Source organism: Mesorhizobium muleiense (assembly GCF_900099905.1).
In the GTDB taxonomy this organism is placed as follows: domain Bacteria; phylum Pseudomonadota; class Alphaproteobacteria; order Rhizobiales; family Rhizobiaceae; genus Mesorhizobium; species Mesorhizobium muleiense.
Genome location: NZ_FNEE01000001.1, coordinates 426,407 through 441,859 on the forward strand (window position 1 = coordinate 426,407; position 15,453 = coordinate 441,859).

The 15,453-nt window shown below is 61.9% G+C and carries 13 protein-coding genes and 2 pseudogenes; 8 read left to right on the forward strand and 7 right to left on the reverse strand.

Annotation, left to right across the window (positions count from 1 at the left end; translation table 11 throughout):
* Positions 1–30: 30 nt before the first annotated feature.
* Complete coding sequence (locus BLT09_RS01875) at positions 31–1,071, forward strand: ATP-dependent DNA ligase (RefSeq protein WP_091590281.1); 1,041 nt, start codon at positions 31–33, stop codon at positions 1,069–1,071.
* A 32-nt stretch (positions 1,072–1,103) separates the two neighbouring features.
* Here BLT09_RS01875 and ligD read toward each other — a convergent pair whose 3' ends face one another.
* Both ligD and ku read right to left on the reverse strand, forming a co-directional pair.
* Positions 1,104–3,653, reverse strand: a complete 2,550-nt coding sequence (ligD, locus tag BLT09_RS01880; RefSeq protein WP_091590282.1) for a DNA ligase D — start codon at positions 3,651–3,653, stop codon at positions 1,104–1,106.
* 3 nt (positions 3,654–3,656) lie between these two features.
* Positions 3,657–4,526 (reverse strand): non-homologous end joining protein Ku, encoded by an 870-nt coding sequence (ku, locus tag BLT09_RS01885; protein WP_091590284.1) that lies wholly within the window; start codon positions 4,524–4,526, stop codon positions 3,657–3,659.
* 175 nt (positions 4,527–4,701) lie between these two features.
* Here ku and BLT09_RS01890 point away from each other — a divergent pair, with 175 nt between their 5' ends.
* Positions 4,702–4,929: a hypothetical protein gene (locus tag BLT09_RS01890; protein WP_091590823.1), complete on the forward strand. Its 228-nt coding sequence runs from the start codon at positions 4,702–4,704 to the stop codon at positions 4,927–4,929.
* Positions 4,930–4,989: 60 nt separating this feature from the next.
* Here the strand turns inward: BLT09_RS01890 and BLT09_RS35780 are convergent, their stop codons facing one another.
* Positions 4,990–5,145 (reverse strand): KTSC domain-containing protein, encoded by a 156-nt coding sequence (locus BLT09_RS35780; protein ID WP_413468398.1) that lies wholly within the window; start codon positions 5,143–5,145, stop codon positions 4,990–4,992.
* 211 nt (positions 5,146–5,356) lie between these two features.
* Between BLT09_RS35780 and BLT09_RS35785 the strand changes: the two are divergent.
* From BLT09_RS35785 to BLT09_RS01910, 3 genes and pseudogenes are all read left to right on the forward strand, one after another.
* Positions 5,357–5,987, forward strand: a pseudogene (locus BLT09_RS35785) (alpha-ketoglutarate-dependent dioxygenase AlkB).
* Positions 5,984–6,421 (forward strand): GFA family protein, encoded by a 438-nt coding sequence (locus BLT09_RS01905; protein ID WP_091590285.1) that lies wholly within the window; start codon positions 5,984–5,986, stop codon positions 6,419–6,421. Before BLT09_RS35785 ends, BLT09_RS01905 begins: the two are co-directional and overlap by 4 nt.
* A gap of 145 nt (positions 6,422–6,566) precedes the next feature.
* Complete coding sequence (locus tag BLT09_RS01910) at positions 6,567–7,841, forward strand: DUF763 domain-containing protein (RefSeq protein ID WP_091590287.1); 1,275 nt, start codon at positions 6,567–6,569, stop codon at positions 7,839–7,841.
* A gap of 42 nt (positions 7,842–7,883) precedes the next feature.
* On the opposite strand, the gene BLT09_RS01915 is transcribed toward BLT09_RS01910, so the two are convergent.
* Positions 7,884–8,327: a PPC domain-containing DNA-binding protein gene (locus BLT09_RS01915; RefSeq protein ID WP_023801352.1), complete on the reverse strand. Its 444-nt coding sequence runs from the start codon at positions 8,325–8,327 to the stop codon at positions 7,884–7,886.
* Between the two features lie 253 nt (positions 8,328–8,580).
* Between BLT09_RS01915 and BLT09_RS01920 the strand changes: the two genes are divergently transcribed.
* Positions 8,581–9,369 carry a TIGR02587 family membrane protein gene (locus BLT09_RS01920; RefSeq protein ID WP_425284455.1) on the forward strand — a complete coding sequence of 263 codons (789 nt, stop codon included), beginning with the start codon at positions 8,581–8,583 and terminating at the stop codon, positions 9,367–9,369.
* Entirely contained in the window at positions 9,366–9,806 is a 441-nt protein-coding gene (locus BLT09_RS01925) for a TIGR02588 family protein (protein WP_091590288.1), read from the forward strand. The genes BLT09_RS01920 and BLT09_RS01925 overlap by 4 nt, the downstream gene beginning before the upstream one ends.
* 162 nt (positions 9,807–9,968) lie before the next feature.
* On the opposite strand, the gene BLT09_RS01930 is transcribed toward BLT09_RS01925, so the two are convergent.
* A complete protein-coding gene (locus tag BLT09_RS01930; protein WP_091590290.1) occupies positions 9,969–11,681 on the reverse strand; it encodes an HAD family hydrolase in 1,713 nt (570 codons plus the stop codon).
* An 88-nt stretch (positions 11,682–11,769) separates the two neighbouring features.
* A pseudogene (locus BLT09_RS01935) lies at positions 11,770–12,737 on the reverse strand (SDR family oxidoreductase).
* Positions 12,738–13,024: 287 nt separating this feature from the next.
* Here BLT09_RS01935 and BLT09_RS01940 point away from each other — a divergent pair.
* Positions 13,025–14,557, forward strand: coding sequence for an FAD-dependent oxidoreductase (locus BLT09_RS01940; protein WP_091590291.1), 1,533 nt, complete (start codon positions 13,025–13,027; stop codon positions 14,555–14,557).
* A gap of 39 nt (positions 14,558–14,596) precedes the next feature.
* Here the strand turns inward: BLT09_RS01940 and BLT09_RS01945 are convergent, their stop codons facing one another.
* Positions 14,597–15,367, reverse strand: a complete 771-nt coding sequence (locus tag BLT09_RS01945) for a TIGR01458 family HAD-type hydrolase (RefSeq protein ID WP_091590293.1) — start codon at positions 15,365–15,367, stop codon at positions 14,597–14,599.
* Between the last annotated feature and the right edge of the window lie 86 nt (positions 15,368–15,453).

Consider the following 15,453-nt stretch of genomic DNA (forward strand, 5'->3'; position numbering starts at 1 on the left):
CAGGCTGGGCTGGGAGACAAAGGCAGCACAATGAAGGTCATACCCCGCGATCCTGCTTTCGACAGCACCCGCCGATCCAGCGATTTCCTCCTGCCGCTCGATACGCCTCCAATGGAGGCAAAGGCGGCCGATGCGATTCCCGAAGGAGATGGATGGCAATACGAACGCAAATGGGATGGTTTTCGCTGCCTGGCATTTCGCCAGGATGATGCGGTGGAGTTGCGCGCAAAGTCAGGCAAGCCGCTAGGACGCTATTTTCCCGAACTCCTCGCGACATTGAAGGGACTGCCGTCGCGCCGTTTTGTCGTCGACGGGGAAATCGTCATCTCGGTCGACGGCAAGTTTTCGTTCGACGCGCTCCAGATGCGGCTTCATCCCGCCGAGAGCAGGATCCGCAAGCTGTCCGCCGAAACCCCGGCTAGCATCGTCCTGTTCGACATGCTCTGCGATCAGCACGGAACCGTCTGGTTGGCGCGGACCCTGAAAAAACGGCGAGCGATCCTTGAGGCTTTCGTCGCTTCGGCAAACCGCAGGAACATCGTGCTTTCGCACTGCACGCGCGATGTGAAGGAAGCCCGCTCCTGGCTAGGGGATGCCGGACATGGGGCGACAGACGGCGTCGTTGCCAAGCGGCTGGACGGTCCGTACCAACCGGGGGTGCGCGCGATGGTGAAGGTGAAGCGGCTGCGGTCGGCCGATTGTGTGGTCGGCGGCTTTCGCTATCTCAGCAGCAGTCGTCAGGTCGGATCATTGCTGCTGGGTCTGTACAACGAGGCCGGCAAGCTCGACCACGTCGGTTTCACCTCGACCATTGCCAAGGAGGACAGGGCCGAGCTTACCCGCAAGCTCGAAGCCATGCGCGAGCCACCGGGCTTTACCGGAAAGGCGCCGGGCGGGCCGAGCCGCTGGAGCACCGAGCGCAGCGGCGAATGGGAGCCGGTGCGGCCCGAACTGGTGGTCGAAGTGCGCTTCGATCACGTCACCGGCGACCGTTTCCGGCACGGCACCAAGTTCCTGCGCTGGCGACCAGACAAGGCGCCCGAGCAATGCACGCTCGAGCAGATCGCCTGATTATTCCGATGCATGCACTCGCAGTGCCGTCCTCAAGCCGCTCTCTTGCGCCGGTTTGCACGGTCTTCGATTGGCGCTGCGGCCGCGCGGAAATCCTGCCAGGGGTCCGACGACAGCGAGGCAAGCCGGGTCGGTGTGTTCTCGACGGTAAAATAGGCCGGTCCGATGCCGGGGCCGAGCTCGTCCCAGGCAAGCGGCATCGACACCGCCGCACCCGGTCGTGCTCTTGTCGAATAGGGTGCGACCGCGGTCGCACCACGCTGGTTGCGCAGATAATCGACCAGGATTTTCCCGCGCCGTTTCGATTTTGTGATGGTCGAGACGTAGCGGTTGGGACTGTCGGCGGCCATGGAGTCGGCAATCGCCTTGGTGAAGGCTTTTACAGCTGGCCATTCGGCTTTCGGCTTCAATGGCGCCACGACGTGCAGACCCTTGCCGCCGGAGGTCTTGATGAAGGGGACAAGCCCCGCATCCTTCAGCCGGTCGCGGGTCTCGACGGCGGCTTCGATCACCGCCTCCCAGCTCACGCCTTCGCCGGGGTCGAGATCCATGATGATCGTGTCCGGACGCTCCCAATCGCTCACCGTCGAGCCCCAGGGGTGGATCTCCAGCGACGCCGACTGGACGAGACCGATCAGCCCGTCGAGATCATTGATGCTGATCAGCCGCTCGTCGGGCGGATCCTTGGGGTCGTGGACCAGTACGATGTTGGGGTTGAGCCCCTTCCAGGCATGCTTCTGGAAGAATTGCTCGCCCGAAATCCCGTTGGGACAGCGCACCAGCGCCAGCGCGCGGCCGACGATGTAGGGCGACACATAACGCCAGACCTCGGCATAATAGTCGGCGAGGCCTTCCTTGGTCACGCCCTCGTCCGGCCAGTAAAGACGGTCGGGATGGGTGAGCTTGACGGTCCGGCGCTGAGGTCTGGCCACCTCCTTGCTCGTCTTCGGCGTCTCGCGCGTGATTTCTTTCGCCGGCTTGTCTTCGCGCAACCCGCGGAACGAGGCGTGGCGCAGATGGCCGTCGGCGGTCCACGCCCGGAACTCGACTTCGGCGACGAGGTCCGGCCTGACATAGCGGACTTGCCGAGCCTCGTCGGCGCTCAGCCGTTTTTCGAACGGGCTTGACGGAATGCGTAACCGCTCGAGCTTCTTGAACAGGCTCTCGGCGACCGCTGCCGTGTAGCCGGTGCCGACGCGCCCGACATGATGCAGCTTGCCGTGGTCATAGACACCCAGGACAAGCGAACCGATCGCCTTGCGCGACGTTGTCGAGGGGACATAGCCGGCCACGACAAATTCCTGCCGCGCCGAGCATTTCGACTTCACCCAGTTCTTGCTGCGGCCGGCGCGGTAGGGCGCATCGCGAAGCTTGGAGACAATGCCTTCCAGGCTCAGCCGACAGGCATGTCGCAGCACCAGGGCGCCATCCTCCTCAAAATGGCCGCTGTAGCTGATGATGCCGCTGTTACTGCCGATGATTTTTTCCAGCAATTCCTTGCGCTTGATTAACGCACCGTCGCGCAGATCGTAGCCGTCGAGATGAAGCAGGTCGAAGACGTAGAAGTGAAAGCGATCACTGCGGCCCTCGCTGAGATCGGCTTGCAGCGCGGAAAAATCCGATGCGCCGGCTGACGTCTCGACCACGAGTTCACCGTCGATCAGCGCCGTCCCGACAGGGATATCGGCCAGCGCCGAAACGACCGCCTTGCCGAATTTCTTCGTCCAGTCGAGACCGCTCCGCGTCAACAGTTTGACGCGGCCGGCTTCGATCCTGGCCTGCAGCCGGTAGCCGTCGAATTTGATCTCGTGCAGCCAGCGCTCGCCCGACGGCGCTGACGAGACCAGGGTCGCCAGCGTCGGTTCGACGAAATCGGGAAGCGCCGCCTTCCTGGCGCCCTTGATCTTTGACGGTTCGGGAACGCTGACAGTGGCGGGGGCCTCTTCCGCTGGAGCTGGCCTGGTGCTGCCGCCGCGGCGCCTGCGAATGCGCCCTGTCTTGGACGACCAGCCGGGCTCTTCGCCGGCGACGTCCTCGATCTTGCGGCCGGTCGCGACGGATTCCGGCCGCTCGTCCAGAATGTCGGGATCACGTTCGGTGCGCGCGGCGTCATCGTCGCCTTTGATCAGCAGCCAGTTCTCGCGCTTCTCCCGGGGCTTTCCGGCCATCCGCACAAGATGCCAGCGGCCGCCAAGCTTCTCGCCGTGAAGTTCGAAGTCGAGATGGCCTTTCGCATAGCCGCGATGCGCGTCGCCGATCGGCGTCCAAGTGCCTCTGTCCCAAAGGAGGACGGTGCCGCCGCCATACTCGCCCTTCGGGATTGTGCCTTCGAAGTCGCCATATTCCAGAGGATGGTCCTCGACGTGGACGGCAAGACGCTTCTCGCCGGGGATCAGGCTCGGCCCTTTTGTGACGGCCCAGCTCTTCAGGACGCCGTCCATTTCGAGACGAAAATCATAATGGAGCCGGGTGGCATCGTGCTTCTGTATGACGAAGCTGTTGCCGGTCCTCGGCGCCCTGCGGCCCTGCGGCTCCGGGGTAACGGAAAAATTGCGCTTCTTGCGGTAGGTCTCGAGCGCCATCGGTCAGCCGGCCTTCCGACGCGGCGCTGTCTGCTTCGCCTTGGCATGGCGCGCTGGCTTTGACTTTGCCGCGGGCTTTCTTGTCGAGGGCTGCTTCCCGCCAACGCCGGCACTCTGGCGCAGCGCATCGATAAGGTCGACGACCCTCTCACGCTTGGCCGGCTTCGGAACGGCGATCTTCTTGCCCTCGAGCTTTGCCTTCACAAGCTCGGCCAGCGCCGCCTCATAACGGTCGTCGAATTTGGTCGGATCGAATTTGCCTTTCTTGGTCTTGATGATGTGTTCGGCCAGTTCGAGCATCTCGCCCTCGATCTTCAAGTCGGGGATGTTGTCGAAAGCCTCCTCCGCCGAGCGCACCTCGTAATCGAAATTCAGCGTCGTTGCGACCAGGCCTTCGTCATAGGCGCGGACGAGCAGGGTCCGGACGCGCCGAAACAGGACGGTCTGAGCGATGGCGGCGACTTTCTTCCTGCGCATGCCTTCGCGGATCAGCCCAAACGCTTCCTCCGCGTGTTTGTCCGACGGGGCCAGGTAATAAGGCTTGTCGAAATACACGTCGTCGACATCGGAACAGCCGATGAAGGCCGAGACCGACAGCGTCTTGTCGCTCTCGGGAACAGCGGCTGCGACCTCATCGGGTTCGAGCATGACGTACTCACCCGAGCCGATCTCATAGCCTTTTACCTGGTCGTCCTTCTCGACCGGCTTGCCGCTATCGCTGTCGACGAAGGCGCGATGCACCCTATGAGCGGTGGCGCGGTTTATCGTGTGGAAGGCGATCCGCTCGGAGGTTGAGGCAGCCGTATAGAGCGCCACCGGACAGCTGAGTTCTCCGATTTTCAGAAAACCCTTCCAATTTGCTCTCGGCGCCAAGACGATAGCCTCACTGTCACAAGCATTGCACAGGAAATGCAACGTGGCGGCGCCGAGATTTGTTCCTTTGGCGCCTGCGCGGCGATGATCAGAAGGGCCTGGCCAGCAGACAAGCCATTCCGCTGCAACCAAATTCACCACCCGCCGTTGTCGAGCAGCAAGGGAGCGGTTGGCCATGACTGGATTATCACTGACGAGCCTGTCGTTTTTGTCGGCGCTGGTGGCGGCTCTGGCTCTGGCAGGTTGCAGCAACGAGGCCGAGCCGACGCAGGGCAGCACCAGCAGCACTGAGCCGACCCAGAGTAACACCAACACCGTCGATCAAAATCCCGAAGTCGACAAGGACCCGACGCCGAAGACGACCACGGGCGGCGATCAACCCGGAACGCCGCCCGCGCAATGAGGGATCGGCCGACCGACCGGATTCTCCCGGATGCATTACGCGCGACAAGGGCAAAAGATCTCAGCCCGACTGGCTCTGCTCGACCAGATGATAGCTATACCGGTCTCGAATGAAAGCGTTGAAGAACCGGCCTTTTGACGAGGCGTTGCGGAATGCGGCGTAGGTTTGCGGCGGCACGTTGTGGTAATCGTAGCGATTCCGCTTGGGACAAACCATACGGAGAGGATCCTCGTCGCCGGATCGTAATTCATACGTTGAATAGCAGCTGAGGGCATTTCCCAACACTCGGCCCCAATACTCGCCGCTTCTGGACAATAACCCACCCCGGCAAGCCAGGTTCCGTCTCGCCCGAGATGGGGGCGATGATCGGCCGGCTCGTCGCCTCCAAGGCCTTGCCGCCGCCGGCCGGCTTCACCAATTAGGGCTGATGCCATCGCTCAAAACCAGGCAGCCGGAATTCGCCGGGCAAGGCGACCTGTTTCGTGCGCCCGACTTTCACGCACGTGACGACCTGCCGGAGGGATTTCGCTACCAGCCGGAGCTGATCACGGCGGCGGAAGAGGCCGAACTGGTGCGGCAGCTCGAAAGTCTCGCCTTCCAGCCTTTCGACTTTCATGGCCATCTCGCAAACCGGCGCGTCGCCGGTTTTGGCCTGCGCTACGATTTTGACCAACGCAAGGTGGTCGAGGCGCCGCCGATCCCCTGTCCTGAACATGACTGGGCTTCGATCGGTATCGATCGAGAGAAAGAGGATCGGCGGAATGGATTGGAAGGCCGTAAGAAACGGTATCGGCTGGCATCGCGACAAGCCGCAGTTCGATGCCGTGGCCGGCGTTTCTCTTCTTGCGCCATGCAGCTTTCGGCTCCGCCGGAAGAACGGCACGAGATGGGCTCGCGAGACCGTCACCCTCGAGCCAAGATCGGCTTACCTGATGACGGGCCCGGCGCGCACCGAATGGGAGCACAGCATCCCGCCGGTTGCCGCGCACCGCTACTCCATCACCCTGCGGACGCTGCACCCGCAACGGTCGCCTCGATCAGAAGCGATAGTTCGATGACCAGAATCGAGACCGGCTCCTGTTTTTGCGGTTCGATAAGTGCTGAGATGCATGGTGACCCGTTCTGGATTTGCTCCGATCACGATGACGATTGTCGCAAGGCGATAGGCAGCCCGCTGACTTTCTGGGTCGGCTATCGGCCGGCCCAATTCAGATTGCTCACCGGCGCGCCAAAAAAATTCTCAAGGACCCGAGGCGTGCTCCGCACCTTCTGCGCCGATTGCGGGACATCCATAGCCTACTTCGACCAGGGGCTTCCCGAGGAACTTTATCTGACGATCGGCTTCTTCGACCACCCCGAGCGCTTTGCGCCGCAGGCTCATGCCTATTGGGACATGAAGCTGCCGTGGGTGGAATTTGGCGACCATCTGCCGCGTGTGGGAAGATATTCAAGGCGGCGCGATCCGGCGGTCGGAAATCCGGCCGACCGGTAACCGGCAACGCCGCCGATGGGACCCGAATGGCCCAGCTGAATTGAATTGCGATCAGTTTGTAATCCAAACGGCATCATCGCTTCTTCACGCCGCTTTCTATACTATCTGTTGAGCGCAAGGCATAGGTCGGAACAGGCAGAAAAATTTGGCACAACGATCGGGAAGCGCAGACCTTCCACTTCATGGCGGACGCGTGCCGAAATGGCTCGGCGACCGGATGACGCGCCTTGGAGCCGTCATGTGCGAGGCGATCATTCACCATTACGGTCGCGAAGAGCTGCTGCGCCGGCTGGCGCATCCCTTCTGGTTCCAGTCGTTTGGCGCCGTCATGGGAATGGACTGGCATTCCTCCGGCATCACAACCAGCGTCATCGGCGCCCTCAAACGTGGTTTGGCTCCGCTCTCCGGCGAACTCGGTATTCACGTGTGCGGCGGCCGCGGCGCGCATTCGCGCAAGACCCCGCATGAGCTTGCCGTCATCGGCGAGCGCGTTGGCTTCGACGGAACAGGCCTGGCGACGGCAAGCCGGCTCGTCGCCAAGGTTGACAGCGCCGCGGTCCAGGACGGCTTCGACCTTTATCTGCATGGCTTTATCGTCACCGATGACGGCGACTGGGTCGTGGTGCAGCAGGGCATGAACGGCGACAGCAAGGTCGCGCGCCGCTATCACTGGCTGTCCGAAGGCCTGAAGAGTTTCGTCGAGCAGCCGCATGCCGCCATCGAAGGCGCCAACCAGGGCGAGATCGTCAACCTGACCGACCGCCGCGCCGACGCCTCGCGCAAGGGCCAGTTGAATCTCCTGCAGGATCTCGGACCGGATCGCATTCTGAGGGAGTTCGCCGCGCTCGAACGTGATGTGGCTGTCGCACCGGAGCCCGATCAGCCAATGCTGCCGCACCTGGTCATGCCGGCGCACCACGACGTTCGCGAAAGCGATGTCGTCATGCGTCGTCTTCATGGCAACATGGCTGCGGCTGCCGAGCGTGGCCCCGCCGATTTCTCCGAACTTCTCCTGGTACCCGGCGTCGGTGCGCGCACGGTGCGGGCGCTGGCGCTGGTGGCCGAGGTTTTGCATGGCGCGCCATGCCGTTTTTCCGATCCCGGGCGCTTCTCGCTGGCACATGGCGGCAAGGACAGGCATCCGTTCCCCGTGCCGCTGAAAGTCTATGACGAAACGATCGGCGTGCTAAAGTCGGCCGTCCACAAGGCCAGGCTCGGTCGCGACGAAGAACTCGGCGCCTTGAAGCGGCTGGACGAGCAGTCGCGGCAGGTCGAACGCTATGTCACCGGCCCGAGCCTGAGGGAAATCGTCGCCGGAGAGTTCGATCGGTCGCATCAGCTCGGCGGCCGCAGCGTGTTCGGCTGGGAGGCCGCACCCGAGCCGCCCGCGGATGCTAAACAAATCAAACAAAAGGGATGATCGGACCGGAACGCAGTTCAGCGGACCTGGCCTGATCCGTGTTCAGGCATCCAGATCAATCAAGGCGATGCCGAGTTCCGGACGTTTTCTGCGGCGCAGATGACCAGGCGTTTCCACCAAAGTGACTTCGAGTGTAGGCCGAACAATGCCATCGAGCAGATGTCCGCCCTTCGTGCTGCCGTCGCGCAATCCGAGCACCGCATGGACGTGAAGGCTGGGCTTGCCGTCGTCGCCGATCGCAACGTCGCCGATCGCGCTGAGCACCTCGCACTGTTCCAGCACCGGGATTTTCCGATAAGTTTTTTCCTCGATGTCGAACCAGCCGACAGTCGCCTTTTCGAAGGCGCCGAGCGCGGTCAGCGAGGCGCCGCCAATATCGTTATCAACAGCGAAAGATGTGAGCGCCGCGAACGCTTCCTCGCCGGGATCAAGCACCACAACGAACGTCCTTTGTCCGGCGCTTTCGGCGACGAGCTGCGATTTCATGATTTCACTCCAGACGCTGTGTCGGCTTTGGGTTGTCATTCGATTGAGAGGTTGAACGGAAAGCTGGCTCGCGAGTTCCCAACAGGTTCGGCTTGGCTTTGAACATCGCAGCGCCGTCGGCTGTGGCGAAGATGCAGCGGTGCGGAACAAGATTGTCCAGGAAACATTGTTCCCCGCAGGCTATCTCTGAGGAGCGGACGTGGCGCCAACCGAGATCATCGTCAGGCATGCGCTAACGCCGCGTGAGTTCTGGATTGGTCTTGGCCGTGCCTTTGCCGGAGCGTTGATCTTCGCCGCCCCGGTGCTGATGACCATGGAGGCCTGGGCGCTGGGCTTTCACCTTCACCCACTGCGGCTCGCCCTGTTCCTCGCTGTCACTTTGCCAATGCTGGTGCTGCTGCACAAGTACGGAGGCTTTCGCCACACGGTGGCGCTGCGCGACCGCATCGCCGATGCTTTTGTGGCGATACTTGTGGCCGCTGTGGCGGCTACGGCGGTGTTGTTTATTTTCGGCATCGTGACCGCCGAAATGCCGCTGCGGGAGGTGATTGGCAAAATTGCGGTGCAGGTTGTCCCAGGCAGTCTCGGGGCATCCTTGGCACGCGCTCAGCTCGGCCCGAGTTTGTTGGAGGAGGAGGACATTCCCGAGCCCGGCTACACCGGAGAGCTGTTCCTGATGGTGGTCGGAGCGCTGTTTCTATCGGTGAACATCGCACCAACGGAAGAGGTCGTCCTCATCGCCTACAAGATGGAGCCCTGGCAGGAAATCGCCCTGGTGGTGGTCACCCTCGCTCTCATGCACGCCTTCGTCTATGAGTTCGAATTCCGCGGCTCGCACAGTCCCGAGCCAGGCGCTGGATTCGTCAGCATCTTCTTTCGCTATGCGATCGTCGGCTATGTCCTGGTGATGCTTGTGAACCTCTACATCTTGTGGACCTTCGGCAGGACCGATGGCGCCGGCTTTTCGGAGACACTCAGTGCAGTCGTGGTTCTATCGTTTCCTGGCGCGCTCGGGGCGGCGGTTGCGAGGCTCATTCTGTGACAAGGAACCCCGCAAAAGGCGACAAGCAACAGCAGTCCGATAACAAAGCAAAGACACGCAAACCCGGGACTTCGGTCACGGAGTGGGTCGTGGCGGGCATAAGCTCCGTAGTCCTGCTTGCCGTGCTCGGTTATCTTGTCGTCGATGGCGTGAGCACGCGCGATGGGACCGCCCGGATCGTTGTGGTGCCGCTCGCGGTCGCGGTCACCGAGGGGGGCTACGTGGTCGAGTTCGCCGCTGCAAACAGGGCGGGGAAATCAGTTGCTGCTGTCGAGATCAAAGGTGAGCTCCGCAACGGCGATGAGGTCGTCGAGGATAGCAGCGCTACGCTCGACTATGTCCCACAGAATTCCCAACGGAAGGGCGCGTTGATCTTTCGTCGCGATCCCGAGGCCTATGACCTGCGCCTCTTTGCCATTGGATATAGTGAACCCTGACCAGTCAAAACGCCATGGATGAAAGGGAACTCGGCGTGGATGACGCGGTCAACCGGCCACTGCTTCGCCCTGCTGTAAAAGCGACATAGCTGCAGAGAACCAACACGGCCGGTGCCTCCGAGAATGATGTGCGTGGGCGATCCTTTCGCACCCTATTCCTCTCTATTCCTCCGGGGCGGTGGCAGGAGCCGTATAACGGCGACGCACCGCATCCAGAACGTGCTTGCGGCTTTCCTGCGCCGAGAGCATTTCGTCCTTTTCCGCCTCGGCGGTCTCGCGCGCCAGATCCTTGTCCCTGATCTGTCGGCGAAACCATTCGGAATAGTCGCCGGCGCGCAGGTGATGCTCCCAGGTTCTGTCGTCGATGCCCTCGGCAATCTGAGCGAAGATCATCAGGTTGTGGGCCCGGAGGTTCATCGCGTTGTCGGGACCTCTGAAATAGAAGCTGCCGGCCTCGTCGAGTTGACCTTCTGCATATTTGCGGCTGTGACGCTTGAGCGACTGGCGCGGCTCGATCGCTTTGACCATGGCAATTTTCTTGCGGGCTTGCGGCCGCCAGAACAGCACGCGCTCGCCTTTTGGCGAGGGAATATCCTTTGGCGGCTTGGTGTCCGTCTCCTGACAAAAGGCCTTGATGACATTCTTGGCCTTGGGACCGAGCGCAATGACGGCAGTGACCAGACGCAGGGCGTCGGTCGAGATCGCTTCCGGATGAACGGTGATCAGGACAGTGCCCGGCAATTCCAACGATAGGATGGCGCGCGTGTCGTCGCGCCTCTTGGGCAGAAGATGATGCGCCTCGTCGATGACCAGCCAATGCGGCCTCGCCGTGCGGTAGCGGAAATTGCCAAGACCGGGGAGCAGCTCGGCAAAGAAGCCTGGCCGCTCATTGACCCGCAACGCCAGCCCGTTGACGACCACATTGGTGTCGGGCTTTTCGATCAGGTCGAGCACTTGTGCCTTTGTCGGTTCGCTTGAGGCATCGCCTACCCGGACGGCGCCTTCGAGGCCATCATAGTCGCCTTCCGGATCGAAAACGCAGAATTGAAATCCGTTCTCGACGAAGCGTTCCGTCAGCGCGGTGGCCAAGGTGGATTTGCCGATGCCGGAGCTTCCGGCGATCAGGACCGTGTCGGTCGGCGTCAGATAGACTTCGTCGCCGCCGACCGAACCGAGAAGGATGCCGTCACGGCCTTTCCGGACAAATTCCCGATCACGCTTTACCAGCTTTTCGATCAGTTCCTCGACGCCCTTTCCACGTGCGCCGCGCGTTACAAGATCCGCTGTATCCTTGACCGCCGCAAGAGCGTTCTCGACAGCGACGCTGCAGCCGCAGGCCCGCAGGAACGCATGATCGTTTTCAGCATCGCCAATACCGACCACATTGTGTGGCGACAGCTTGAGGTCCTCAAGTGCGGCTGCCAGCCCGGCTGCCTTGTTGATGCCGGTGGGCAGCACCATCACCGCGCCCTTGTTGAAGATGATTTCCAGCTCCAGCCCGAGTTCCTTGATGACCTCAAGAATTGTTGCCTGGTGTGGTTCCCAGGTCGCGACGATCGACCGTCCAACTGAAAGCGGCTTGACGCCGCGTTTCTTCAAACTGGCGACAAATTTCGGCGCCGGCGCCGGTGAGATCGCACGTTCTTCCTCGCTGGCAGGCGTGTAGATCAACGCCCCATTTTCGGCGACGACCTTGTCGAACACGCCGAGTTCGGGAAAAACCCGCTTGAGGTCGGGCAGTTCGCGGCCAGTGACGAGGATGAGCTTGCGGCCACTTTTCTTGAACCGTTCGAGGGCTGCAAGCGTCTTTTCGACTACGATCCCATCGTGCGCCAGCGTGCCGTCATAGTCCGTCGCCAAGGCAATGAAATACATCTATCGACCATTTCATATCTGAGACCGCCGCTACCACCGCCACAGGCGAGAGGTCCACGACGATCGAGGCAGGGCGGGCGACACGTTCTCAGTAGCCGCCGATGATCGGCAATATCTCGCCGGTGATGTAGCTTGAACAATGCGGCGAGGCGAGGAACACATAGGCGGGCGCAATCTCCTCCGGTTGCGCCGGCCGTTTCATCGGTGTGTCTGCGCCAAATCTCGAAACGTCGCGCCGGCTTGCTTGTCCGACGGGTTGAGCGGCGTCCACACCGGGCCTGGCGCCACGCAGTTCACCCGAATTCCCTTTTCGATGAGGTTGCCGGACAGTGCGCGCGTGAAGGCATGAATGCCGCCCTTGGTCATCGAATAGTCGACCAGCTGCTTCGAGCCCTCGATGCCGGTTATGGAGCCGCTGTTGATGATCGCCGAACCAGGCTTCATATGCGGAACGGCCTCCTGCGCCATGTGGAAATAGCCGTAGAGGTTGGTCTTCAGCGTCGTGTCGAAATGCTCCTCGGTCAGCTCACTGAAGTCGCTGGAATGGACCTGGAAAGCGGCGTTGTTGACCAGCACGTCGATCCGGCCAAATTCCTTCACCACCTTAGTCACAGCCTTGTGGCAGTGGTCGCGTTCGCTGACGTCGGCCTTGACCAGCGTGCAGCGCCGGCCCTCGGCTTCGACGGCCCTCTTCGTTTCTTCAGCATCCTTGTCCTCGCACAGATAGACGATCGCCACATCGGCGCCTTCGCGCGCATAGAGCACGGCCACGGCTCGGCCGATGCCGGAATCGCCGCCGGTGATGACGGCCACTTTGCCGTCCAGCTTTTTTGATCCGATATAGAATGGCGCGTCGTAAAGCGGCGCCGGCTCAATCGCCCATTCGTGCCCCGGCTTCGGCTGGTGCTGCTCGGGAAAGGGCGGCTCGGGATATTTGCGTGCCCCGGCCTGCATGGCGCGTTGTTGCTTGCCGTTGCCCTTCGCTTTGTCCTTGGCGTCGATGCCGCGCTGGATGTGGCGTTGCTTGGCGGCCTCGCCGGCGATTTCCGATTTCATATGCATGGCTGCCTCCTTGGCTTGGAGAAGGGACAACGCATGTCCGGCGAAAAAGTTTACGCGACGGCGTCATTCCTTCGGCAACGAATCCAAACGCCAGGAAATCGACGGCATGTATTGCGCAACTGGCAACGAATGACGCGGCCGGACGTTTGGGCACAAGCGGTGTCCGAGAACCTGAAGGCGCGCGCTGGCCAAGCAGAAGGTATTCCGAGGCTGGTGACCTGACGATTTCCCGCTTCTCGGCCGTACAGGCGATTTTCTGGATCGCGCCAAGGGAGAGGAAAATGGCTGAAGATCATGCCAAACCAACCGGGCCGGATCTGGTCGAGGGTATCGCGTTATCCGACCTTGCCGATGGCGGAAAGCTCCTCGGCCATTGCGGCCATGAGCCGGTGCTGCTGGTGCGCCGCGGGGCCGAGATCTTCGCCATCGGCGCGACATGCACACATTATGGCGGGCCGCTCGTCGACGGTCTTGTGGCGGAAGACACCGTCCGGTGTCCCTGGCATCACGCGTGTTTTGATTTGCGTACAGGCGAGGCCTTGCGCGCCCCTGCTTTCAGTCCACTCGTGTGCTGGTCGGTGGAACAACGCGATGATCGGATAGTCGTGGGCGAGAAGCGCAAGCGGACGGTGTCCAAGCCGCGCCCTGGCGGCTCCAGCCAGGCTCCCGAAAAAATTGTCATTGTCGGTGGCGGCGCCGCAAGTTTCGCGGCGGCAGAAACACTGCGGCGCGAACATTATCAAGGCAGCATTGTCATGCTCAGCAACGACGAAGCGCCGCCGGTTGATCGGCCCAATCTTTCCAAGGACTACCTCGCCGGCAAAGCACCGGAGGATTGGATTCCGCTGCGCCGAGAAAGCTTCTATTCGAAGAACGGCATCGACCTGCGCCTCAATGCGGATGTCGCCAGCATCGATACGCGTTCTGGCGAGGTTGTGCTCGCGGACGGGGCCCGGACTGCCTACGACAGGCTACTCCTGGCGACCGGAGCTGAACCGGTTCGCCTGACCATACAAGGCGCCGACCAGCCACATGTTCACACGCTGCGCTCGTTCGCAGACTGCAAGGCGATCATCGAGCGAGCCACGACTGCGCGCCGCGCCGTCGTGCTTGGCGCCAGTTTCATTGGCCTGGAGGTTGCCGCGGCGCTGCGGTCGCGCTCGATCGAAGTTCATGTTGTGGCGCCGGAAAAACGGCCCATGGAACGGATCATGGGTCCGCAAATGGCCGACTTCATCCGCGCCCTGCATGAGGAGAATGGTGTCGTATTCCATCTCGAGGACACTGCGAGCAGCATCGACGCCAGCGAGGTGAAACTCAGCGGTGGCGATATTTTGGCGGCGGATCTCGTCGTCGCCGGCATCGGCGTGCGACCGCGGACAGGGCTTGCCGAAACGGCGGGGCTCACCCTTGACCGCGGTGTCGTCGTAAACGCCTTTTTGGAGACGAGCGCACCAGGCATCTTCGCGGCCGGCGACATTGCGCGGTGGCCGGATCCTCACAGTGGCGAGAACATTCGGGTCGAGCATTGGGTGGTTGCCGAGCGGCAGGGGCAAACCGCGGCCCTCAACATGCTCGGCCATCGCCAGAAATTCGTCGCCGTGCCGTTCTTCTGGAGCCAGCACTACCATGTTCCCATCAACTATGTCGGCCATGCCGTGCAATGGGACGAGATCGCGATCGATGGCGACATCGTTGCCAGGGATTGCCTGCTCCGCTTCAAGCGCGAAGGGCGCACGCTGGCTGTCGCTTCGATCTTCCGCGACATCGAAAGTCTGGGGGCCGAGGTGGAAATGGAGCGCCAGACGACCTAGCCCGGATATCTCGAGCGAAGCGCACGCTGTGCGGCCGGTTCACTCCCGGCGCGCAAGGATCCAGTCGGTCGCCGCCGCGAGATCGGCGACGGTTGCGGTCGGGCGCGGATCAAACCGTTTCTCGTCGCCGTGCCGGTATTTGCCGGTCCTCACCAGCAATGCGCCCGACAGTCCGGCGCTTAGCGCGCCAGCTATGTCGGCCTCGGCGTCGTCGCCGACCATGATCGCCTGGTCTGGCGGACAGTCCATGCTTGCCAGCGCCGACAGAAAGAATTCCGACGACGGCTTGCCGAGAACGGTTGCGCGTTTCAGCGAGGCAAATTCCAATGCCGCGACGAATGGCCCGGCATCGAGGCTGAGCTCGCCGTCGGCATCCCGAAACGTCCGGTTGGTGGCAAGGGCCAGCAATTCGGCCCCGGCGCTCAGCTCGCGGAACGCGTCATTCAACGCCGCATAGGTGAAGGCGTCTCCGGCATCGCCGACGATGACGGCGCGCTTGTCGCGATCCGGCAGTTCGCAAAAGTCCGGCGCAAGGCCGGGGTGAATCAGCAAATATGGCGCTCGGCCATTGCGAAGCAGCCAATCGCGTGCAGCGTGCGCCGGGGTGAAAACATCTGCCCTGGTAACGGTGAGTCCCATCGCCTGCAGACGTTCGAGAACGCTCTGTTTCGACGAGCGCGTGGTATTGCTTATGAAGCGTATGGCCAAGCCGGCCTGGCGCAAACGCGTGACGGCGTCGATCCCGCCTGGTATGGCGGTCTCGCCATCATAGATGACGCCTGCGAGGTCCAGCAGTACACCTCTTGTCATCGGTCCAGCATGACCACGAGTCTGTCAGGCGTCAAATCCGGAACAGGCCATGGTTGTTCCCCTTGGATCAGGGGGCAGGCACATGC